We start from the raw sequence: 20,873 nt of genomic DNA, 5'->3' as shown, positions 1-20,873 counted from the left end.
GGGGCGCTGTGCTCGACGAGACTCCGGAGCTCGACAACCCGGATTACATGCTGTTGCGCCTCGGGCGTCGGCTGCGCAAGCGGCAGGGTGTGCTCGACGGGTGGTGGCTGTATTACCGGGGCAGGCCGCCCCTGCCCGAGCTGCCGCGCAACGCCGAGGCGGCGTTCATCGACTTTCAGCGCAAGGCGCGCACCAACTTCTGTGGCCTGATCGCGAACGCCACCGTTCACCGGCTGCTCGCGCTCGGCGTGACCGGCCCGGACGGGGCGCCGGACGACCGGGCGTCGCGCTGGTGGCAGGCGAACCGGCTGGACTCGCGGCAGAAACTCGTGTGGCGCTGCGGCATGGCGCAGTCGGTCGGGTACATGCTCGTCGGCCCGCACCCGACCATGACCGAGGACAACGGCCGGCCGAGCCCGCTCATCACGCCCGAGCACCCGAGCGAGTGCATCGTCGAGTACGACCCGGAGACCGGCGAGCCGGTCGTCGGGTTGAAGGCGTGGCACAACGACGTCGACGGCTACGCGTACGCGCGGGTGTTGTACGACGACCGCTCGTTCCCGTACCGCTCGGCCGAGCGCTGCAGCGGCAGCCGGCTGCCGTGGGGGCCGGACTCGTGGGTGTACCTCGGCAGCAGCGACGAGGGCGAGCCGCACGACCTCGGCCGCATGCCCCTGATCGAGTTCGCCCGCATGCCCGATCTCGGCGAGGAACCCGAGCCCGAGTTCGCCGTCGCGGTGGACATTCAGGACCGGGTCAATATGGGCGTCCTCAACCGCATGGCGGCGAGCCGGTACAGCGGGTTCCGGCAGAAGTGGGTGCGAGGCCACAAGTTCGCCCGGCGCAAGGATCCCGAGACAGGGCTCACTGTCGTCGAGCAGCCGTTCACGCCGGGCCCGAACACGGTGTGGGTGTCCGAGGGCGAGAACGCGCAGTTCGGGCAGCTCGACGCGACCGACCTGACAGGGTTCCTGAAAGAGCACGTGTCCGACGTGCGCGACATGCTGATCTTGTCGCAGACACCCGCGTACTACTACGCGGGCGACCTCATCAACATCGGAGCCGACACCGTCGCGGCGCTGGACGTGATGCACGTCGCGAAGGTGCGCGAGCACATCGCCTCGTTCGGCGAGGGGCTCGAAGACGTGATGAGTCTCGCCGCGGCGCAGGCCGGCGTGTTCGACGACTACACCGAGGCAACGGTGCGATGGGCGAACCCGCAGTACCTGTCACCGGCGGTGCAGGCGGACGCCGCGACCAAGCTCGCGAGCATCGGGTACCCGCTCGACGTGATCGCCGAGGATCTCGGCGAGACGCCGCAGCGCGTGCGCCGGATCGCCGGCGGCGCGGCGGCGCAGAAGCTGCTCGCGGCCTCGCTGCTGCCCGCGAACCCGGCGCCGACGGCGGGCAACCTGCCGGACGGCGAGGGGGCGACCGGTGGGTGAGGCGCTGCAGACGGCGCTCGGCGAGCGGTACGACGCCCTGTCGACGTCGCTGCGCGACCGCGTGATCTCGTTTGTGCTCGCCGCGTTCGACAGTCTCGGCGGGCAGCGAGACGCCGACGCCGCCGAGTTCCTCGACCGGGTGCTGCCGACGGTCCTCGCGGCACAGGCGCAGATGGGACAGATCACCGACGCGTATCTGTCCGCAATGCTCGCCGACATGCTCGGCACCGCGTCGGCACCGGCGGGTGTGCGGCTGCCCGAAGCGCTGCGCGGGGTCGACCCCGCCGAGGTGTACGAGCGCCCGTTCGTGACTACGCGTACCGCCCTCAGCAAGGGCAAGGCGTACGCGCAGGCGGTCGCCGAGGGCCGTACGCGGCTGCTCAGCATCACCGAAACCGACCTGCAGCTCGCACGCACGCACGCGGCGCAGCAGTCCATGCGGCGCGGCGGCGCGAAGTTCTTCCGGCGGGACCTGCGCAGCAGCAAGTCGTGCGCCCTGTGCGTGATCGCGAGTACGCAGCGGTACCGCGTCGAGAACCTCATGCCCATTCATCCCGGCTGCCACTGCAAGCCGGTCCCGATCCCCGGCGACCGCGATCCGGGACACGTCATCGACGAGGCACTGCTGCGCGAGGCGCACGACGCCGTCGCGAAAGGCATCGGCCAGTCCGATGCGGGCGGCCGAGCCCCCGACTACCGCGACGTCATCATCACGCGGCAGCACGGCGAGTACGGGCCGCTGCTCGCGGTCCGCCGACAGAACTTCACCGGCCCGGACGACATCGCCGGCCAGTGACCGGCGCCGACACGGCGCTGCAGGTTCACCCCAACCCGACACGGGAGACACCACCATGCGCACGCGCACTCTGCCCACCCTGCCCGGCATCGAGTCGGAAGCCGGTTGGTCGCACCCCTACCCGATCACGCCGTTCTCGCCGTTCTACGCCGACGGCGGCGACGGAGACGAGGGCGACGACGGCGACCAGGACGACGGCGACGAGTCCGACACGGACGACGACGACGGCGACGGCGACGGCGGCGAGGGCGACGACAAGACCGACCACAAGGCCGAGGCCGCGAAGCACAAGGCGCTCTCGAAGAAGTGGGAGGCGCGCGCGAAGGCGAACGCGGCCGCCGCGAAGGAACTCGCGCGGGTCAAGCGCGAGGGCATGAGCGACGCCGACAAGAAAGTCGACGAGGCGGTCGCGGCCGCCGTGGCGCAGGAGCGCGTCAAGTCCGGCGAGCGGGTCGCCCGCTCGGCGTTCCTGGCGGCCGCAAAGGGGCGGCTCGACAACGCCAAGGACGTTGCCGAGGACGTCAACCTGCGCCGGTACGTCGACGACGAGGGCGAGGTCGACGAGGACGGGATCGCCGAGCTCGTCGACCGGCTCGCCCCGAAGAAGTCCGGCAAGGACAAGAACAACGACGAGGACGACGACCGCGAGGACGAGCGCGACACGCGCCGTCGTCGCCGCGGCGGCGGATTCGACCAGGGGGCCCGGCGAGGCAGCAACCGCAAGGGCGGTAAGAGCGGCGGCGTCGACGCCGGCCGCGACCTGTACCGCGAGCTGCTCGGCAAGGGCACCGACAAGAGCTGACAACACGGAGGAAAGACCATGATTCTCGGTCAGACGACTGAGATGTTCGGGTCGGATGATCAGTCGTGGCTCGGGTCCGCGCACGGCACGGACGCGACCGAGACGATCTCGCTCGACACCTCGACATTCACCCCGGCGACCCACTACCCCGACGGTTATTTCAAGTCGGGCATCCCGCTCGGGGAGATCACCGCCACGCCCGGCAAGTACGGGCCGTACGACAACGCCGCGAGCGACGGCCGGGCGACCCTCGTCGGGTTCCTGTACGCCGCCGTCAAGGCGCCCACCGTCAACACTGTCGACCCGTCGGCCGCGATGCTCACGCACGGCAAGGTGCGCGCGTCGCGCCTGCCCGTCGCTGTCGACGCCGCCGGTAAGGCGGACGTCGCCGGAACGATCCGGTTCGTCTGAGAGGGGATGATCTAGATGAGCTGGACTCTCGACACTGAGTTCATCGAACCGACCGAACTCACCGGCCTGATTCGTCAGGCACTCGCCGATCTGCAGGTGAACCGCTTCACGCTGTCGCGGTGGCTGCCGAACGTCGAGGTCGACGACATCGCGTACGAGTTCACCAAGGGTGGCGGCGGTCTCGCCGAGACCGCGTCGTTCCGAGCGTGGGACGCCGAGTCGAAGATCGGCCGGCGCGAGGGGATCGGCAAGGTCATGGGCGAGCTGCCCCCGATCTCCGAAAAGATCCCCCTCAACGAGTACGACCGGCTGCGGCTGCGGAAGCTGGACACGAACGACGACCGCGTGCTGCGGCTGATCGCCCGCGACGCGCAGCGCCTCGCCCGCAACATCGGGGCACGGTTCGAGGTCGTGCGCGGGCAGGCGCTCGTCAACGCGCAGGCGCCGGTCACCGAGCTGCAGCAGACCGTCGATTTCGGCCGGTCCGCCTCGCACTCGGTCGTCGCCGCGACGCTGTGGTCGGACCACGCGAACGCGACGCCGCTCACCGACCTGCGGTCGTGGGTCAACACCTATGAGGACACGAACGGCGAGTCGCCGGCCGTGATCCTCGCGCCGAACGCCGTCGTCGAGCACCTCGCGATGTGCAACCAGGTGATCCGGCAGGTGTTCCCGCTCGCCCCGGCCGGTACGGCACCGATGCTGAACAGCGACCAGGTGAACAGCGTGCTGCGCTCGCTCAACCTGCCGCCGATCGAGGTGTACGACGCGCGCGTCAAGGTCGACGGCGTCTCGACCCGGATCACCCCGGCGAACGCGATCGCGCTGCTGCCCGAGGCGGGCGCGACGACTGCGGCGCAGCCGACCGAACTCGGCGCGACGCTGCTCGGCACGACCGCCGAGGCGCTCGAAGCCGAGTACAGCCTCGTCGCGAGCGAGCAGCCCGGCGTCGTCGCGGCGACGTACAAGTCGAAGGATCCGATCCGGCTGTGGACGCACGCGGCGGCGGTCGGTCTGCCGATCCTGCGCGAGCCGAACCTGACCTTCAAGGCGCAGGTGATCGCATGAGCCGGCGACTGATCGCGTACGTGCACGTCGACGGCACGGCGTACGGGCCCGACAGCGAGGTGCCCGCGGCCGTCGCGAAGAGGATCGGCGACCACGCGTGGACCGACGCCGATTCCTCGGCCGAGACGCCCACGCCCACGGGCGAGGGCGACAGCGGGAAGGGCGAGGCGCCGCCTCGCTCGGGCCGCGGCTCGGGCGTCGAGGCGTGGCGGGCGTTCGCCGAGCAGCACGACGTCGAGGTCGCCGCCGACGCGAGCCGCGAGGACATCATCGCGGCCGCCGAGGCGGCCGGCGTCGTCGAGCCCGAGCAGCCGAAGGAGTAGGGCCGTGGCGGCGTTCGCAACAGTCGACGACTACACCGCGCGCGCCGCCGTCACCCTCGCCGAGGGCAGCCCGAAACGGGCGCAGGTCGCGGCGTACCTCGACGACGCCACGGCGATCATGCGGCGGCACATCCCGACCGGACACACGCCCGACGAGGCGACGCTGCGCGCGATCTGCGTCGCGGTCGTCCGGCGGGTCATGGCCAACCCCGGCGGGTATCGGCAGCGCACGATCGGCCAGTACAGCGAGTCACTCGGGGAAGACGGCGGGCTGTACCTCACGCCCGACGAGATCGCTCAACTGCAGCCCGACGACGAGACCGACCCGGACGCCGACGCGGCGTACTCGATCGGCCTCGTCGACGACGGGCTGCCGGGTTGGCGTCCCGACCCGGCGTGCTACGGGCGGCGGTTGCTGTGATCCCCGAGGACGTGCTGCCGCACCTCGTCGACGTCGAGCATCCCGGCACCACGACCGATCGGTACGACAACCAGGTCGACGACTGGTCGCCGGGCGCGACGACGCACGCCGAGGTCGCCGCGTGGCTGCAGCAGAACACGAGCGCCGAGGACACCGACCAGCGGTCGGCGCAGATCGGCGAGTGGCTCATGCTCTGCAACCCGGTCGACACCGCCGGCGACCCGCTCACCGTGCACGGCTCGGCGCGCGTGCGTTGGGGCGAGCTGCAGTTCGAGGTGATCGGCCCGCCCGGACCGGCCTACACACCGGCCGAGTTCCACCACTACGAGATACGGCTCAAGACGGTCGAGGGGTGACACCGTGGCCCGTTCGAGGTTCGTACCCAACCGGCGGAACATCGCCTCGTTTCTGCGCACCCCACAGACGCACGCGCTGATCGAGCGGAAGACGAGGGCGGTCGCCGCGGCGGCGGCCGCCGCGAGCGAGGCCGGCGGGCAGTTCCGGGTCGACGTCGAGACCGGCGACCGCCGGGCCCGTGGCGCTGTGATCGGCGACTACTCGACCAACGACCCGGAGGTGTCGCGGCGGGCGCTGCTGCGCGCCCTCGACGCCGCGCGGGCGGTCGACTGATGGCGGCGCCGGTCGAGTTCCCCGACGGCGTCGACATCGTGCGCCGGTACCTGCGGGCCGCACTCGCCGAGCGGGGCGACGACGTACCGGTCGTCACCCGCGTGCCGAGCTCGCGGCCGGCGCGGTTCGTACGGATCGAGCGGGTCGGCGGCAGCCGGCTCGACCGCGTCACGGACCGCCCTCGGCTCGACGTCGCGTGCTGGGGACCGGACGAGGGCACCGTCGCCGACCTGGTCAAGGTCGTGCGGGCGCTCGTGTTCGCCATCCCCGGTTGGCGCGGCGTCGTGGCGTACGACGTCGTCGAGGTCGGCGGGCCGGACTCGGCACCCGACCCGGTGAGCGGGCAGCAACGGGCCTCGTTCGCCGTCGAGGTGTCCCTGCGCGGCCGAGCGCTCGCCGCCCCCTGATTCGGGCTCACCCGCCCCCAGACACCGCACCCTCGGACCGCTCGCCGGCCGGGGGTTTCCCATGGAGGGAATCACATGTCCACACCGCCCCCGGTGTCGCTCGAAAGCGGGCTGCACACCGAGTACATCCGCAAGCAGCTCGTACAGGCCGTGTTCGCCGCCGACTACGGGACCGCGGCGATCAGCGCCCCGTTCACCTCGGCCGACGGCACGCTCGCGACGATCCCGGCCGGGTACGTGCCGGTCGGCTACACCACCGACGACGGGCTCACTTTCACGTCCGATCTGTCGATGGCCGATGTGACCTCGTCGCAGTCGGTCGAGCCGACCCGCTCGGACGTCGAATCGGACGTGCTGTCGGCGCAGTTCGCGCCGCAGGAGACGAATGCGGCGACCGTCGCCCTGTTCGAGGGGCTGCCGCTGTCGGGTACGGGCGCACTGCCCGCGATGGGTACGGCGTGGCAGTGGGACCGGGCAGCGAGCCCGGCGAACCCGTTCCGCCGGCTGCTGTTCATCGGGCTCGACTACGGCGACGACGGCGGAGAGATCTACGTCGTCAAGTTCTTCCCGCGCGCACGGCTCACGAGCAAGGACGACGAGCAGTGGGCGCGCTCGACCGAGACGCAGCGCCCGGTCACCTTCAACGCCTACCGCGACAGCCTCGTCGGCACCTCGTGCCGCAACTGGGTCGACGGTCCGGGATGGCGCTCCCTCGCCGGATAACGGCACCCCTGAACGGGCGGGGGGCGGCGGTTCTGGGTGAGCCCCGACCGCCCCTCGCCCTCACACGCTCACCCGCAGCTCACCCGAGAGAGAGACACGATCATGAGCAAGCCCAACGGCAAGCGGTACCGGCTGGAGACCGTCAAGCGTTCCTACGTCGACGCGGTCGGCGGCGAGCGCGTCGAGTTCGAGGTCGGACCCGAGGACGCCCCGCAGGTGTTCAGCTTCCCGCACCCGATCTTCACGCCCGACGCCATGCAGCGCGACCTCAACGACGCGCAGGGCGACGAGGCCGGCGCGCGGATCCTGCTCGGCGACCAGTACGACGAGTTCATCGCGGCCGGCGGCGAGGTCAACAGCGTGATGCTCCTGTACGTCGGCATCCGCAACGAGGCGCAGGACAAGGTGCAGAAGGTGCGCCCTACGAAGGGGTAGGCGACGGCGACGACGTCGTCGAGACCTACTCGTACACCGTTCTCGACGTCCTCGGCGAGCACCCCGAGGCCGTCGAGGCGGACCTAGCGCACCACTATCCCGGCTACGGGCGCGGCGGGCCGCTCGCCGCCTACTGGCGAGGCGAGATCACGCTGCGCATGCTGCGCGTCCTGGTCGAGAACCTGCCGCCCGACGGGGCGACCGCCCGCGCGAACAACGGGCACGCGTGGCGGCAGATCGACTACGGGGTCGCCGACAGCCGCGACCTGCTGCACCTGTTGCTGACGGCGTTCGTCAACGCCAACCGGGACCCGAAAAAGGGCGGCGGCGCGCTGCCGTGGCCTCAACCCTCGTGGCGGCCGGGCGACCCGGTGCCCGACGAGGCGAAAGCCGACCAGGACAAGGCGCGCGCGAAAGCGGCGTACGAGCACATCCTCGCGCAGACCAAGGGGGAATGACGTATGCCGGTCGAGGTCGGCGTCGGGTACGTGTCCGTCGTGCCCGAGGCACGCGGGTTCGGCCGGCTGCTCAATCAGCAGATCAGCGGCGAGTCGGCGCGCGTCGGCACCTCGGCCGGGCAGGACGCCGGGCAGGGGTTCCTCGGCGGCATCGGCGGCGTGATGAAGAAGGGCGTCGCCGGCGTCGCTGCGGGCGCCGGGGCGCTGTTCGCCGTCGGGTTCGCCGAGGCGGTCGAGCAGGACAAGAGCAACGCCCGGTTGGGCGCGCAGCTCGGGCTCACCGAGAAAGAGTCGGCCCGCGCCGGGAAGATCGCCGGAACGGTGTACTCGAAGGGGTACGGCGAGTCGATCGACCAGGTCAATGACTCGCTCAAGGCGCTGCAGCAGAACGGCGTCGCCGCGATCTCCGGGTCGCGGCGCGAGATCGTCGGGCTGTCGAAAGACGCGCTCAACCTGTCCGAGGCTTTCGGCGCCGACGTCGGCGAGTCCGCCAAGGCTGCCGGGCAGCTCATCCGGACCGGCCTCGTCAAGAACGGCAAGGAAGCGTTCGACCTGCTCACTGCCGGATTCCAGTCGGGCGCCGACAAGGCCGGCGACCTGATCGACACGGTGAACGAGTATTCGACGCAGTGGCGTAAGGCCGGCATCGACGGCGCGACCGGGATCGGGCTGATCAATCAGGCGCTCAAGGCGGGTGCCCGCGACGGCGACGTCGCCGCCGACGCGATCAAGGAATTCTCGATCCGGGCGGTCGACGGCAGCAAGACGACCGCCGACGGATGGAAGGCGCTCGGGCTCAACGCCGACGACATGGCGAGCAAGTTCGCCCGCGGTGGCAAGGCAGCGAACGGCGTCCTCGACCTCACCCTCGACCGGCTGCGCGGGATCAAGGACCCGATCAAGCAGTCGCAGATCGCGGTCAGTCTGTTCGGTACGCAGGCCGAGGATCTCGGGGCAAGCCTGCTCGCGATGGACCCGTCGACGGCGGCCGCCGGGCTCGGCAAGGTGGGCGGCGCCGCCGGCCGCATGGGCAAGACACTGCACGGCGCGGCAACCAACGACCTCGAGGTATTCAAGCGGCAGGCGCTGCAGGGGCTCGCCAACTTTGCGGACAAGTACGCGCTGCCCGCGCTCAAGTCGTTCGGGCAGTTCCTGAACGCGTACGTGCTGCCGCCGGCGCAAAAGGTCGGCGGCGCCCTGGTCAATGTCCTCGTACCCGCCGCCAAGAGCACGGCGGACGCGTTCGCGGGCGGCGTGCAGTGGGTCAAGGAATACGGCGCGTGGCTCATCCCGCTCGGCGTCGCGATCGGCGGCGTCGCGATCGTGGCCGGCGCGTCCACGATCGCCACGTGGGGCATGACGGCCGCGTTCAGCATCTACCGCGGCGTAATCCTCGCGGCGACCGCTGTCACCCGTGGGTGGGCCGTCGCGCAGGGCATCCTCAATGCGGTCATGTCCGCCAACCCGGTTGGCTTGATCGTCGTCGGGATCCTGGCGCTTGTCGCCGCCGCTGTCGTCGCGTATCAAAAAGTCGGCTGGTTCCGCGAGGCGGTACAGGCGACGTGGGCCGGCATCAAGGCCGGTTGGGATGTGCTGTGGAACTCGGCGCTCAAGCCTGGTTTCGGGTACCTGATGATCGGGCTCAAGGCGATCGGCGCGGCCGCCTCGTGGCTGTGGTCGACCGTGCTGTCGCCGGTGTTCTCGGCGATCGCCACGGCCGGCAAGGTGCTGTTCACGGTCCTCGCGGTCGTCGTGATCACGCCGATCATCCTGTATCTCAAGGCACTCGGCGCGGTCGCCGGATGGCTGTGGCAGAACGCAATCGGCCCGGCATTCCGCGGGATCGTGACGCTCGCCTCGTGGTGGTGGACGGGCGTAAAGCTGTACTTCGGGCTCGTCAAGGGCGTGATCTCTGCCGTCGGCTCGGCCGCAACGTGGCTGTACCGCACGGCGATCGAGCCCGCGTTTCGCGGGATCGTCACGCTCGCCTCGTGGTGGTGGACCGGAGTAAAGCTGTACTTCGGGCTCGTCAAGACCGGGATCACGGCAGTCGGCAACGCGGGAACGTGGCTGTACCGGACGGCGATCAAGCCTGCGTTCGACGGGATCGGATCGGCTGCGTCGTGGCTGTGGACGCACGGGCTCAAGCCTGCGTTCGACGCCGGAAAGAGTGCGGTCGGGCTGTTCGCGGGTGCGTTCGACACGGCACAGAAAGCGATCGGCAAAGCGTTCGACAAGGTGCGCGACGCCACCCGGAAGCCCGTCGCGTTCATCGTGAACACGGTCTACACGAATGGGATCAAAAAGGTCTGGGACGGCGTGGCCGGGTTCGTCGGGCTCGACAAGCTACCCGCGGCCAAGTTCGCCGGGGGCGGGCGCACTCGGGGCGGCACGCCGGGCAAGGACTCGATTCCGGCGCTGATGATGGCCGACGAGTTCGTCGTCAAGCGCGACTCTGCCCGTTCGGTCGGGTTCGGGGCGCTGGAGTACATCAACCGCACGGGCGAACTGCCGGTGCAGCGGTTCGCCGACGGCGGCATCGTCGGAGACGCCCTGTCGTGGGTCGGCGGTAAGGCAAAGAAGATCGGCGGCGCCGTGATGGACGGCGTCGACTTCCTGTCCGACCCCGGCCGGCTGTGGGACAAGGCGACCAAGTTCGTCCGCGACAAGATCGCACAGGTCGGGCAGAACAAGTTCGCACAGATGATCGGCAAGGTGCCGATCAAGATGCTCGGTGCCCTGAAAGACAAGGTCGTCGGCGCCGCGACGAGCGCGTTCGGTGGCTCGTCGGGAGACATCGGCGGCTCGGGCGTCAAGCGCTGGTCGAGCGTCGTCCTGCAGGCACTCAAGATGGTCGGGCAGCCGGCGAGTCTGCTGTCGACCACGCTGCGCAGGATGAACCAGGAGTCGGGCGGGAACCCCCGCGCGATCAACAATTGGGACATCAACGCCCGCAACGGCACGCCGTCGAAGGGCCTGATGCAGGTCATCGACCCGACGTTCAACGCGTACGCGGGCAAGCTGCGCGGTCGCGGCGTGTGGGATCCGCTCGCCAACGTGTACGCCTCGATGCGGTACGCGCTGTCGAGGTACGGCTCGCTCGCCTCGGCGTACAACCGCGCAGGCGGGTACGCCAACGGCGGCCGGCCACGGCCGGGCGAGGTCGCGTGGGTCGGCGAGAACGGGCCCGAGCTGCTGCAGTTCGGCGGCGGGCAGACCGTCCTCGACCACGACTCGTCGGTCTCCGCAGTCGGCGCCGCCATGGTGCGGAGCATGGCCCGGAGCCTGCCGCAGCCGGTACCGGCCGCCGCGGCGGTGCGGGCGGCGCTGCCGTCCGGCGGCGGGCAGACGGCGGTCGAGTCCGGCCACACGTACAACTTCTATCCGCGCACGCTCGACATGACGGTTCACGACCTGGAGCTGCTGCAGCGGCGACAGGACGCCCTCGCTCGGGTGGGGAGGCCACGCTAGATGCCCCTGATTACCGCACCGGTCATCACCCCGCCCGACACGGGCGGGGGCGGGGGCGGCAGTACGCCGGTCCCGCTTCCCGAGATCGGGTATGCGAGCGCCACCTACACCGACCCGAGCGGAACGGTATGGCCGCTCAACAACGAGGCCGCCGGTTGGTTCACACTCGCCGACGGCGTGTCCGGGCTCGGCGCGACTCTCTACGAGCTGACGAGCGACGCGCACCCGCGCGGCGGCGCACGGCTGCGCCACGCACACCCGCTGCCGCGGGCGATCGTGTGGCCGCTGTACGTCTACGGCGAGACGCACGTCGAGTTCATCGGCCGGTGGCGAGCTCTGGCAACCGCGTTCACGCGCACCCTGCGCGAGGGGCCCGGTTGGCTGGAGATCGCCCGACCGGACGGCACACGGCGGCGGATCGCCGTGCACTACCAAGAGGGGTTCGAGGGGCGCGGCTCGAAGGGGTACGGGATCGTCTCGGACGCCGCCGTGATCACGCTGTGGTGCGAAGACCCGTACTGGGTCGACCCCGTCGCGATCGGCATGCACCGGCAGACCGGCAGCTTGACGCCGTTCTTCACCCCGTACCCGACGATCTCGTCGTCGCAGGTGCTCGGCGAGACGACGGTCGGCAACCCCGGCGACGTCGTCGTCTGGCCTACGTGGACCGTCACCGGACCCGCGTCCCTGATCACGTTCACGCACGAGGGCACCGGCGAGTCGTTCGCGGTCGATCCGAACGAGGTCGGACACGGCAACCTGCTCGCCGGGCAACAGGTCACGATCTCCACCGACCCGCCGACCGTGCGCTATCAGGACGGCTCGAACTGGGTCGGGGCGCTGGACTGGCCCGGCGCCGTTCTGTGGGGACTCGCCCCCGGCGACAACCCGGTCACGTTTCAACTGAACGGGTCCGGGCCCGGCAGCGCGGTCGACCTCGTGTTCAACCCCCGTTATGAGACAGCCTGAAAGGGGGGCATGCCGGTGGCCGTGCAGCTCTTGATCACCGACCGGAACCTCGTCGTGCAGGGCGACCCGATCGACGGATGGACGAACCTCGACTGCACGAAGAAGTTCAACGAGCCGGGCTCGGGCTCGTTCGACGTACCGGCGCGGCCGGACGTCATGGCGCAACTGCAGCCCGGCAACCGGGTCACGGTCATCCGCGACAACGCGGTATGGATGGCCGGCCCGCTGGAGATCCCGAGCGATTTCTCGTGGTCGGTCACCGAGCAGCCGGGATGGGGCAAGGTGACCGTCAGTTTCTCCGACGACCTCGCCGTCGTCGCCGGGTACATCACATGGCCGACCCCGGCGAACGCGTGGACGGCTCAACTCGCCAACACGTACCGGCAGATCACCGGCACGAACGCCGAGACGATCATTCGGACCCTGATCAATGAGAACTGCGGGCCGGCCGCTCGCGCCGAGCGGCGCATCCCGAACTTCGCGCTCGACAGCGTCGCGGGCGTCGGCACCTCGACGACCGTCAAGACGCGGTTCGAGGCGCTACTCGACACCGCGCGGCGGGTGGCGATCGACGGCGGGGCGATCGGGTTCCGCACCCGGATGACGGCGACGCAGATTCTGTTCGGCTGCTACGCGCCCGCCGATCTCACCGCGACCGCGCGGTTCAGCATCGGTCTGGGCAACCTGCGCTCGGTGCAGGCGAAGCAGTCCGCACCGGTCGTCACGCACGCGCTGATCGCCGGTACCGAACCGGAGACCGGCACGGCGGGCCGCACGTACGTGCAGACCGCCGACACCGCGGCGGCCGCCACCTGGTGGCGAGTCGAGAAGTACGTCGACGGCTCGGCCGACACCGACGCGAACGGCGAACTGACGCAGGCCGGTAACCAGGAGATCGCCGGCGGCGCCGCCCCGGTCGAACTCGCCACGGTCACTGTCGACACGGACGACCTGCGCGCCGGCCGTGATTTCGACCTCGGCGACCGGGTCACGGTCGCGCTTCCGTACGGCGTCGAGATCGCCGATCTCGTGCGCTCGATCCACCTGCAGGCGACCCCCAGTAGCGGCGAGTTCGTCACAACGCTGATCGGCTCGCCGGAAGCGACCACCGACCCCGCGACCGTCAAGGCGCTGCGCTCGCTCGGCCGTCGACTCGGCCGGCTCGAAACCCGATAAGGAGGTGCCCGCGTGGCACAGGACTCGTGGCCGAGCCCGGCTCACAACGCCCGCGCCGTCACTGACACCGAGTACGAAAAGATCGCCGCCCGGTTCTCCGACGACGGCGTGTACGGCGTCCCCAGTGACGCGGCTGCCGTGGCCGCGGGAATCGGTCTGTCGGTGGACGTCCGGCCGGGCGTCTACGCCTCGGTGCGCGGGCACGCGTGGTCGTCCGGCACGGCAGCCGTGAACCTGCCGGTCGCGGCCAACAGCAGCGGGCAGAAACGAATCGATCGCGTGGTGCTGCGGCTGGACCGGTCCGACTGGACTGTGCGCGCCGTCGTCAAACCGGGCGTGGCCGGCGTCCCCTGGGCTATCCCCCTCACACAGGACACGGGCGACACGGGCCTGTACGAGATCCCTCTCGCCACCGTCACCGTGACCAACGGGGCAACCACAGTGACCGTGACACGCGGCGAGCAGTACGTCGGCACGCGCACCCGGCCGTGCACGTCGACAACACTGCCGCTCGCACCTCTGCCGGGCGAGCACGCGTTCGAGACCGACACCAAGATCTTGCGCGTGTGGACGGGTAGCGAGTGGGCGATCGTCTACCAGGATTCCGGCGACGTCGCACTCGGTGCGGGGTACGACACCTGGCAGGCGAACGGCTCAAGCGTCGGACGCATGCTGTCGGGTGTGGTGACGCTGCGCATCGCGAAGAAGCGTGTCGGCAGCGCGCTGAGTGTCACCGACGCCGACGGATCCCTCGTCGCCACGGTCCCGACCGCCCTGCGGCCGCTCACCCTCAACCACTTTTTCGGCGCGCAGTTCTCGGGCGGGCACGCCGCGCGCGTCGAGGTGCGGACCGACGGCGGCATCTGGGTGCGGGCGGTCTCGGAAACGGTGCCGGTGAACAACGGTTTGTTCCTGACCATGACCTACATCAGGTGGTGACGCGTGGCCCGTTATACGTACGGCGCAGGCATCGGCGATTTTGTCGTGCAGCCGAACGACGGCGTGTGGGGAGTCTCCCCGTACGCCGTCGTCACATTCTGGTCTGCGGCGTCCGGCGGCGCGCAGTACACCGACCTACAGGACGCCGGCGCACAGCCGGTGACGCAGGTGAGCGCCGACCAGTACGGGGCGCTGCCGATCTTCTTCGGACCGGACGGCGTCACCGGCATGTGGGCCGACGCCGGCGGCGCATCGCGTGCATGGATGGAGGCGCACAGCGTCGTCGAGGGCAGCGTCGAGAGTGACTCGTCGGTGCGGGACTGGTTCAACGTCCTCGACTACGGGGCCAAGGGCGACGGAATCGCCGACGACACGGCCGCGGTGCAGCTCGCGGTCAACGCCGCGAGCGCGGCCGGCGGCGGCACGGTGTACGTCCCGCGGGGCCGCTATCTGCTGAGTTCCGCGATCACGTGGGCGAGCGGCGTCAACGCGCTCGGGGCCGGCGACCGTGCGTCGATCCTGCAGTCGACGAACCAGAACAACGACTGCATCACCGGTACCGACATCAGCGGCGTGACCCTGCAGGGACTGCAGTTGTCGGGGCCGGGCCGAGGGTTCGGCAGCGGCGTCCGGTTCACGCGGTTCTCGGCGCCGTCGACCGCGAACATCACCCTGCGCGATCTGCTGATTCAAAGCTTCGGCGGCGACGGCGTGTTCTGTCACGAGCTGGCCGGCAGCGTGCTGCAGCGCGTGCGCGTGCGCACCTGCGGCGGCATCGGGTTTCACCTGCGGGCACCGCAAGACACCGTCCTCGGCGGCGCGTCGACGACGCTGATCGGCTGCTCGGCCGAGGGCAACGTGACAGCCGGGTTCTGGCTCGACGGCATGTCGTACACGAACCTGACCGGCTGCGCGGCGCAGGGATCACCCTCGGGGTACCGGCTGGACACCTGCACGTCCGTCACCCTCACGAGCTGCGGCGCCGAGCAGTGCACAACCAGCCTGATCGTGTACGGCGGCAAGGGAACGACCGTCAACGGGTTCGTCTCGGAAGCGTCCGACGGAACGTCGGTGTGGGTCACCAACGCGGCGACGGGTGTCGTCCTGGTCGGCGTCGCCGAGGTGCTGCCCGTGGCTGCGGCGACCGCGTGCCTGCGCACCGACACGGGCACCATCGTGACCGTCCTCGGGCTCACCGCCGTGAGGGCGAACGCTCTGTCGGGCACGGTCAACCGCCTCGACGCGGGCGACGGGGCGCTCGTCGTCGCGGGCAAGACGGTCGTCCCGAGCGGCGGCACCGCCGCGCGCATGGGAACCGCCGTCATGGCGGCCGGCACGGTCACCGTGAACACGACGGCGATCGCCGCGAGCAGCGTCGTGCAGCTCACGATCCAAACGCCCGGCGGCACCGTCGGCTCGCCCTACGTCAACGCCCGCACGGCGGGCACGAGTTTCGTGATCAAGTCGACGAGCGCGAGCGACACGTCAACGGTGGGTTGGCGCATCCTCGACCCGTCCTAGGGAGGTTTCATGGTCGCCGCGATCGCGCCGCAGACCTTGATCGATCTCGGCACGCAAGAGGCCGCGATCAAGTACCAAGAGGACAACGTCTCTGGCACATGGACGAACATCAACAAGTACGCGGCCGAGACACCCGGCATGGCGTCCTATCAGGGGCAGTCATGGTGCGTGATCGGTCTGCTGTGGCTCGCGTACCGGGCCGGTGACATCACGATCATGCCGCAGACCCCGGCGTGCGACGTCGCCGTCACGACCTATCAGTCGTGGGGGCGCTGGAGTTGGTTCCCGGCGGTTGGCAGTCAGGTGATGCTGGGCACCTCGGGTCAAGATCACACCGGCCTCGTCTGGAAGTACGACGCCGCGAAGATCTACACGATCGAATTCAACAGCAACAACACCGGATCGTCCGAGGGCGACGGCGTGTACCTGCGCGAGCGCAACCGGTCCGACGCCAACGTGTACGGCTACGGATACCCCAAGTACGCGTCGCCGATGGTCACGGCCGACCCCGGATGGGTGGACGACAACACCCTGATCAAGACCTCGTCTGGCACCGCCGCGGCGTACGCCCCGTACCCCGGACAGGACTGGTTCCGGGTCGGCCGCACCTCTCCCCTTGTCCTCGCCGCAGCGAAGCGCCTCGTCGCCGTCGGCGCAGGCTCCTACACGCCGACCAACGACATCGGCTCGGCCGATCTCACCGCATGGGGCTCGTGGCACGCGACGCAAGGATCGCCGGGCGGCGCGTACGCCGGATACCCAAACGAGACCGTGTGGCGGGCGCTGCAGGTGCCCCACAGCCACTGATACCGGCGGCGCGACCGCCGCACTTCCCACGCCCCGAGCCGACCCGGCCGGGGCGTTTCTCATGCCCGAACGAAGGGGCTCACCCATGGGTGACACAGAACGGCCGATCCCCGAGCGGCTCGGCGACCAGCACGAGCAAGCGCAGCACCTGACCCGAACCGGCAACGGGCCGACCGTCCCCGACGAGGCCGAGCTGCTCGCCGCAGTGCACGGCCCGGCGGACATGGCCGGCTTCTACACCGGGCCCAAGGTCGCCGACCAGGACGACGAGCCCGCCGAGGCGACCACCGACGAACCGGCCGTCGAGGGCGACGCCCCGGCCGCAGACACCGTCGAGGGGGGCGAGTCCGCATGAGCGTCGACGGCATGGTCGCGCAGATGGAGCGCTGGATTGGCACCGGCGAGCCGAACGAGATTCAGACCTGGTACCGGCAGCGCAACGGCGCCGACTACTCCGGAAACTTCGCGTGGTGCGACGCGACGATCACGCGAGCTGCGGTCGACGCCGGCGAGTACGACGCGGTGTGCCACGGCACCGACTACGCGTACACCGTGGCGCACGCGGCCCGCTTCAAGGCGGCCGGCGAGTGGACCGCGATGACCAACGGCATCAAGAACAGCGGGATACGCCGCGGCGACGTGGTGTTCTTCGACTGGAACGGGTCGAGCGAGATCGGCAAGATCGATCACGTTGGCATCGTGACCGGGGTGAGCAGCGACTACAAGTACGTGTTCACGATCGAGGGCAACACGGCGAACGTGTGCGCGCGGCGCGTGAGGGTCGTCTCGGACATCGCCGGGTTCGGTCGGCCCAAGTACAAGCCCGAGCCGAAGCCTGCGAGCGGCAGCTCGGGCTCGAAGCGCCCGCAGGTGTCCCTCGCCAAGCTCGTGCGGGCATTCAAGGTGGACCCGCCGAAGAAGGGCACGCCGGTCTCGTACCCGCTCGTCGAGGTCGTCGAGGGCGCCCTCGTCGCCGAGAAGCTGCTCGCGAAGAAGTACGCCGACGGGCACGCCGGTACCGCCACCCGCAGCGCGTACGCGCTGCTGCAGGAGCGCTACGGCTACACCGGCAAGGACGCCGACGGCATCCCCGGCGCGACGTCGCTCAAGAGGCTCGCGAAGAAGCACGGGTTCGACGTCGTCGCCTGACACCCGCCCGGCCGCCGTCGAGCGGCCGGGATCACCCATCACTGAAAGGGGGCCGGCCCATGACCGGTCTGTTCGTCTCCGCCATGCGCACGGGCGTCCCGCTCGTCGCGGGATGGCTGCTCACCCTCGCCGTGCGCGCGGGCGTCGGCATCGACTCGGCGACCGTCACCGGCGCGGTCACGGTCGCAGCCGCGTTCGCGTATTACGTCGTCTTCCGCGTGCTCGAGGTGCTCGGCGAGCGCGCGAGGGGCACCGCCCTGCAGAACATCGCGGGCGTGCTGCTCGGTTGGGCGCGGCCGCCGGCGTATCCGCGCTTCGAGGCACTCGAACCGGTCGACGGCGCGCGGTACCTCGGCGGCGAGTCGACCGGCGGGTGACACCGGCCTTACGGCCGAGATCACACCCCCCACTGCACAACCGGAGGCAAGCGCGTGGACGCTGCGACGCTCGGCGCCGTCGGAACGATCGTCGTCGGGCTCGCGGCGGCCGCCGCCGCACTGATCGGGCATCGAGGCGCGAACGCTGCCTCACAGTCCGGCGCTGTGCTCGGCGGGTACTCGACGCTCGTCGACAACCTGCAGGAGGAGCGCGACAAGGTGCGCGCGCAGCTCGCCGAGAACGAGGTGCGCCTCGCAGCGGCGTACGCCGAACTGGCCAGTGAGCGCGCCAACAAGGCGGCGCTGCAGGGACAGATCACGGCGCTCACGACCGAGAACACGCTGCTGCGCGAACGGATCGTCGAACTCGGAGGGCAACCCACGTGAAGCGCCGTCATGCTCAGCCGATCCTCGCGCAGCGGTGGCGGTCGCTCGCGGTCGCCGCCGTGCTGCTCGTGCTGTCCGGTGCCGTCGTCCTGGTGTGGCTACGGATCGACGCCGAGGCACGCCGGGCCGATGCGCTCGCGGCCGAGGCGAACCTGCGCGGCGACGCTGTCTCAGTCCTCGCCGGCGACGTGCGCGTGCTGCGCGAACAGGTCAAGGCCGAGGGCAAGATACCGGCCGCCCCGGACCCGTCGCGGGCGGTCGACGATCTGCCCGCGCGGGCCGAGGTACCGGTGCCGATCCCCGGTCCAACAGGACCCCGCGGGCCGCAGGGCGAGCCGGGCAAGGCGGCACCGACGATCACGCCCTCGCCCGGACCGTCCGGCGCGCAGGGCGAACCCGGCGCCACGGTGACCGGGCCGCCCGGTCCTGCAGGGCCGACCGGTCCCGCAGGACCCGCAGGACCCGCCGGACCGCCCGGCAAGGACGGCACGAACGGGCAGGACGGCCGCGACGGGCAGACGTGCCCCTCGGGCTACAGCCTGCAGGCCCCGTCATGGGACCCCGACGCCCTCATCTGCAGGCGCGACGGCGCCCCGCAGCCGAGCGACCCGTCGCCGAGCCCGACCTCGACGACGCTGCTCGGGCTGCCTGCCGAGCGCCGCCGCATCGCATGACAACACTGCGCCCCTGTCTGGCCTCACGGCCGGGCAGGGGCGCATTCGTGCGTTCCGGCGTTGACGCCGGCCGTACTCTGGCGATACGGCACCGGCTCGTGAAGGAGCGGCATGGACCCGTCCGGCGAACTGTCCACAGGTGAACGAATCCGGATGCTGCGGGAATCCCGCGGCCTCACCCGCGAAGCGCTCGCGCAGATGTGCGGCCGCGGCGTCGACTGGCTCAAGAAGATCGAGACTGGCGAGCGGAACCTGACATCGCACACACTGCTCGTCAAGCTCGGGGCCGCCCTGCAGCTCTCAGATCTGTCGGCGATCACCGGGCAGACCGACGGGCCGGCGCAGCCGGTACCGACCGGCCGGCTCACGCACCCCGGACTGCCCGACGTCTGGGCAGCCGTGATGAACCGTCCGCTGTCCCTCGCCACACCGGCCGGACGCCCCATCGACCCGGCCGTGCTGCAGGGGCGCGTCGATCAATCGTGGAGGCTGTGGCACACCTCGGAGCACAACCGATCCGAGGTCGGCGCGCTGCTGCCCGACTTGATCCGCGACGGCGAGGCGGCAGTGCGCGCGCTCGACGGCGAGCAGCGCCGTGCCGCCCTGGTCGCGCTGTCGGATATCTACCGGCTCACCGGGCAAGCGACTGCGTACGTCGCCCCGGCCGAGTTGGCGTGGGTCGTGGCCGATCGCGCGCTCAGCTCAGCACAGGAAGCGGACCGGCCGGACGCGATCGCGGCAGCCGCATGGAACCTCGGCAACATCCTGCGAGAGACGAGCTACCCCGAGGAGGCGCTGCGCGTCGTCACCGAGGCGGCCGACCTCATTCGCCCGCACCTCGACGACTCGCCGGACGACTGGCGGGGCGTGTACGGCGCGCTGCAGCTTCACGCCGCGGTCACCGTCGCTCGCGACGGCCGCGAGGGCGACGCGTGGCGGTACTGGGACAAGGGCGACCAGGTCGCGAAGAGCCTGCCGGCCAACTACGTGCACCCGTCGACTGTGTTCGGCCGCGCGAATGTCGACTTTCACGCGGTGTCGGTTGCGACCGACCTGCGGAAGTCGGCGCGCGCGATCGGCCTCGCCGACAACATCGACCCCGACGTGATGCCGTCGGTCGAGCGCCGGGCACGGCTGTGGGTCGAGGTCGCCCGCGGGCACCTGCAGCGAGGTGACCGCACGGCGGCGCTGCACGTCATGAAGATGGCTTACGAGATCGGTGCCGAGACCGTCGCGTACACGCCGTCGGCCCGCTCGGTCGCCGCCGACTTGTGGCGGCACGCCCCGCGCGCGATGCGCCCCGAGGCGAGCCGGCTCGCCGAGGCGATCGGCGTTCCCACAGCAGTGGGGTAAGGGGACAGGTTGGGACAGGGGGACAATCTGTCCCCGTTACCGGTCGGTAGTCGGTCTACGGTACGTGACTCCGCGACTACCGACCGGGGGTCCGATGTCCCACTTACACGCATCGCTGCGCCGAGGCTCGC

The 20,873-nt window shown here is 70.5% G+C and carries 25 protein-coding genes; all 25 read left to right on the top strand.

The genetic code is table 11. The features are described from left to right. Window positions 1-8 precede the first annotated feature (8 nt). Window positions 9-1,445 carry a phage portal protein gene (locus OG852_RS31560; RefSeq protein ID WP_330349715.1) on the top strand — a complete coding sequence of 479 codons (1,437 nt, stop codon included), beginning with the start codon at window positions 9-11 and terminating at the stop codon, window positions 1,443-1,445. Further along, window positions 1,438-2,241 (top strand): hypothetical protein, encoded by an 804-nt coding sequence (locus OG852_RS31555; protein WP_330349714.1) that lies wholly within the window; start codon window positions 1,438-1,440, stop codon window positions 2,239-2,241. The genes OG852_RS31560 and OG852_RS31555 overlap by 8 nt, the downstream gene beginning before the upstream one ends. A 55-nt stretch (window positions 2,242-2,296) precedes the next feature. Continuing rightward, window positions 2,297-3,043 (top strand): hypothetical protein, encoded by a 747-nt coding sequence (locus OG852_RS31550; RefSeq protein WP_330349713.1) that lies wholly within the window; start codon window positions 2,297-2,299, stop codon window positions 3,041-3,043. An 18-nt stretch (window positions 3,044-3,061) separates the two neighbouring features. After that, entirely contained in the window at window positions 3,062-3,454 is a 393-nt protein-coding gene (locus tag OG852_RS31545; protein ID WP_330349712.1) for a head decoration protein, read from the top strand. Window positions 3,455-3,469: 15 nt separating this feature from the next. Next, window positions 3,470-4,522 (top strand): major capsid protein, encoded by a 1,053-nt coding sequence (locus tag OG852_RS31540; protein ID WP_330349711.1) that lies wholly within the window; start codon window positions 3,470-3,472, stop codon window positions 4,520-4,522. Further along, on the top strand, window positions 4,519-4,845 hold the full coding sequence (locus OG852_RS31535; RefSeq protein WP_330349710.1) for a hypothetical protein: 327 nt from the start codon (window positions 4,519-4,521) through the stop codon (window positions 4,843-4,845). The genes OG852_RS31540 and OG852_RS31535 overlap by 4 nt, the downstream gene beginning before the upstream one ends. Before the next feature lie 4 nt (window positions 4,846-4,849). Then, window positions 4,850-5,266, top strand: coding sequence for a hypothetical protein (locus tag OG852_RS31530; protein WP_330349709.1), 417 nt, complete (start codon window positions 4,850-4,852; stop codon window positions 5,264-5,266). Further along, complete coding sequence (locus OG852_RS31525) at window positions 5,263-5,622, top strand: phage head completion protein (protein ID WP_330349708.1); 360 nt, start codon at window positions 5,263-5,265, stop codon at window positions 5,620-5,622. The genes OG852_RS31530 and OG852_RS31525 overlap by 4 nt, the downstream gene beginning before the upstream one ends. 4 nt (window positions 5,623-5,626) lie before the next feature. Continuing rightward, window positions 5,627-5,896 carry a hypothetical protein gene (locus OG852_RS31520; RefSeq protein WP_330349707.1) on the top strand — a complete coding sequence of 90 codons (270 nt, stop codon included), beginning with the start codon at window positions 5,627-5,629 and terminating at the stop codon, window positions 5,894-5,896. Further along, window positions 5,896-6,303 carry a hypothetical protein gene (locus OG852_RS31515; RefSeq protein ID WP_330349706.1) on the top strand — a complete coding sequence of 136 codons (408 nt, stop codon included), beginning with the start codon at window positions 5,896-5,898 and terminating at the stop codon, window positions 6,301-6,303. The genes OG852_RS31520 and OG852_RS31515 overlap by 1 nt, the downstream gene beginning before the upstream one ends. Before the next feature lie 75 nt (window positions 6,304-6,378). Further along, window positions 6,379-7,026, top strand: a complete 648-nt coding sequence (locus tag OG852_RS31510) for a phage tail tube protein (RefSeq protein WP_330349705.1) — start codon at window positions 6,379-6,381, stop codon at window positions 7,024-7,026. A 102-nt stretch (window positions 7,027-7,128) separates the two neighbouring features. Further along, window positions 7,129-7,461, top strand: a complete 333-nt coding sequence (locus OG852_RS31505; RefSeq protein WP_330349704.1) for a hypothetical protein — start codon at window positions 7,129-7,131, stop codon at window positions 7,459-7,461. Window positions 7,462-7,619: 158 nt separating this feature from the next. Continuing rightward, window positions 7,620-7,919: a hypothetical protein gene (locus OG852_RS31500; RefSeq protein ID WP_330349703.1), complete on the top strand. Its 300-nt coding sequence runs from the start codon at window positions 7,620-7,622 to the stop codon at window positions 7,917-7,919. A gap of 3 nt (window positions 7,920-7,922) precedes the next feature. Next, complete coding sequence (locus OG852_RS31495) at window positions 7,923-11,390, top strand: phage tail tape measure protein (protein WP_330349702.1); 3,468 nt, start codon at window positions 7,923-7,925, stop codon at window positions 11,388-11,390. Beyond that, window positions 11,391-12,359 carry a phage tail protein gene (locus OG852_RS31490; RefSeq protein ID WP_330349701.1) on the top strand — a complete coding sequence of 323 codons (969 nt, stop codon included), beginning with the start codon at window positions 11,391-11,393 and terminating at the stop codon, window positions 12,357-12,359. It begins immediately after the preceding gene. 9 nt (window positions 12,360-12,368) lie between these two features. Continuing rightward, window positions 12,369-13,535: a siphovirus ReqiPepy6 Gp37-like family protein gene (locus OG852_RS31485; protein ID WP_330349700.1), complete on the top strand. Its 1,167-nt coding sequence runs from the start codon at window positions 12,369-12,371 to the stop codon at window positions 13,533-13,535. A 12-nt stretch (window positions 13,536-13,547) separates the two neighbouring features. Then, the gene (locus OG852_RS31480) at window positions 13,548-14,474 is read left to right on the top strand and encodes a hypothetical protein (protein WP_330349699.1); all 927 of its coding nucleotides are present in this window, start codon (window positions 13,548-13,550) and stop codon (window positions 14,472-14,474) included. Window positions 14,475-14,477: 3 nt separating this feature from the next. Then, window positions 14,478-15,995 (top strand): glycosyl hydrolase family 28-related protein, encoded by a 1,518-nt coding sequence (locus OG852_RS31475; protein ID WP_330349698.1) that lies wholly within the window; start codon window positions 14,478-14,480, stop codon window positions 15,993-15,995. A gap of 9 nt (window positions 15,996-16,004) precedes the next feature. Continuing rightward, window positions 16,005-16,802, top strand: a complete 798-nt coding sequence (locus OG852_RS31470; protein ID WP_330349697.1) for a hypothetical protein — start codon at window positions 16,005-16,007, stop codon at window positions 16,800-16,802. Between the two features lie 85 nt (window positions 16,803-16,887). After that, a complete protein-coding gene (locus OG852_RS31465; protein WP_330349696.1) occupies window positions 16,888-17,157 on the top strand; it encodes a hypothetical protein in 270 nt (89 codons plus the stop codon). After that, window positions 17,154-17,951 carry a CHAP domain-containing protein gene (locus OG852_RS31460; protein ID WP_330349695.1) on the top strand — a complete coding sequence of 266 codons (798 nt, stop codon included), beginning with the start codon at window positions 17,154-17,156 and terminating at the stop codon, window positions 17,949-17,951. The genes OG852_RS31465 and OG852_RS31460 overlap by 4 nt, the downstream gene beginning before the upstream one ends. A 59-nt stretch (window positions 17,952-18,010) precedes the next feature. Next, entirely contained in the window at window positions 18,011-18,328 is a 318-nt protein-coding gene (locus tag OG852_RS31455) for a hypothetical protein (protein ID WP_330349694.1), read from the top strand. Window positions 18,329-18,382: 54 nt separating this feature from the next. Beyond that, the gene (locus tag OG852_RS31450) at window positions 18,383-18,715 is read left to right on the top strand and encodes a hypothetical protein (RefSeq protein ID WP_330349693.1); all 333 of its coding nucleotides are present in this window, start codon (window positions 18,383-18,385) and stop codon (window positions 18,713-18,715) included. Then, window positions 18,712-19,389 carry a collagen-like protein gene (locus OG852_RS31445; RefSeq protein WP_330349692.1) on the top strand — a complete coding sequence of 226 codons (678 nt, stop codon included), beginning with the start codon at window positions 18,712-18,714 and terminating at the stop codon, window positions 19,387-19,389. Before OG852_RS31450 ends, OG852_RS31445 begins: the two co-directional genes overlap by 4 nt. A gap of 111 nt (window positions 19,390-19,500) precedes the next feature. Continuing rightward, window positions 19,501-20,742, top strand: coding sequence for a helix-turn-helix transcriptional regulator (locus OG852_RS31440; protein ID WP_330349691.1), 1,242 nt, complete (start codon window positions 19,501-19,503; stop codon window positions 20,740-20,742). Window positions 20,743-20,873 lie beyond the last annotated feature (131 nt).

This window comes from Streptomyces sp. NBC_00582, from assembly GCF_036345155.1.
Classification (GTDB): Bacteria; Actinomycetota; Actinomycetes; order Streptomycetales; family Streptomycetaceae; genus Streptomyces.
Note: the sequence above shows the minus strand (reverse complement) of the source record. Positions and strands in the feature narration are given on the sequence as shown.

Excerpts from the sequence above, each read along its gene's own strand:
- OG852_RS31550 (WP_330349713.1), top strand. The coding sequence starts at position 2,297 with ATGCGCACGCGCACTCTGCCCACCCTGCCCGGCATCGAGTCGGAAGCC.
- OG852_RS31545 (WP_330349712.1), top strand. The coding sequence starts at position 3,062 with ATGATTCTCGGTCAGACGACTGAGATGTTCGGGTCGGATGATCAGTCG.
- OG852_RS31540 (WP_330349711.1), top strand. The coding sequence starts at position 3,470 with ATGAGCTGGACTCTCGACACTGAGTTCATCGAACCGACCGAACTCACC.
- OG852_RS31535 (WP_330349710.1), top strand. The coding sequence starts at position 4,519 with ATGAGCCGGCGACTGATCGCGTACGTGCACGTCGACGGCACGGCGTAC.
- OG852_RS31515 (WP_330349706.1), top strand. The coding sequence starts at position 5,896 with ATGGCGGCGCCGGTCGAGTTCCCCGACGGCGTCGACATCGTGCGCCGG.
- OG852_RS31510 (WP_330349705.1), top strand. The coding sequence starts at position 6,379 with ATGTCCACACCGCCCCCGGTGTCGCTCGAAAGCGGGCTGCACACCGAG.
- OG852_RS31505 (WP_330349704.1), top strand. The coding sequence starts at position 7,129 with ATGAGCAAGCCCAACGGCAAGCGGTACCGGCTGGAGACCGTCAAGCGT.
- OG852_RS31500 (WP_330349703.1), top strand. The coding sequence starts at position 7,620 with ATGCTGCGCGTCCTGGTCGAGAACCTGCCGCCCGACGGGGCGACCGCC.
- OG852_RS31495 (WP_330349702.1), top strand. The coding sequence starts at position 7,923 with ATGCCGGTCGAGGTCGGCGTCGGGTACGTGTCCGTCGTGCCCGAGGCA.
- OG852_RS31490 (WP_330349701.1), top strand. The coding sequence starts at position 11,391 with ATGCCCCTGATTACCGCACCGGTCATCACCCCGCCCGACACGGGCGGG.
- OG852_RS31485 (WP_330349700.1), top strand. The coding sequence starts at position 12,369 with ATGCCGGTGGCCGTGCAGCTCTTGATCACCGACCGGAACCTCGTCGTG.
- OG852_RS31470 (WP_330349697.1), top strand. The coding sequence starts at position 16,005 with ATGGTCGCCGCGATCGCGCCGCAGACCTTGATCGATCTCGGCACGCAA.
- OG852_RS31465 (WP_330349696.1), top strand. The coding sequence starts at position 16,888 with ATGGGTGACACAGAACGGCCGATCCCCGAGCGGCTCGGCGACCAGCAC.
- OG852_RS31460 (WP_330349695.1), top strand. The coding sequence starts at position 17,154 with ATGAGCGTCGACGGCATGGTCGCGCAGATGGAGCGCTGGATTGGCACC.
- OG852_RS31455 (WP_330349694.1), top strand. The coding sequence starts at position 18,011 with ATGACCGGTCTGTTCGTCTCCGCCATGCGCACGGGCGTCCCGCTCGTC.
- OG852_RS31440 (WP_330349691.1), top strand. The coding sequence starts at position 19,501 with ATGGACCCGTCCGGCGAACTGTCCACAGGTGAACGAATCCGGATGCTG.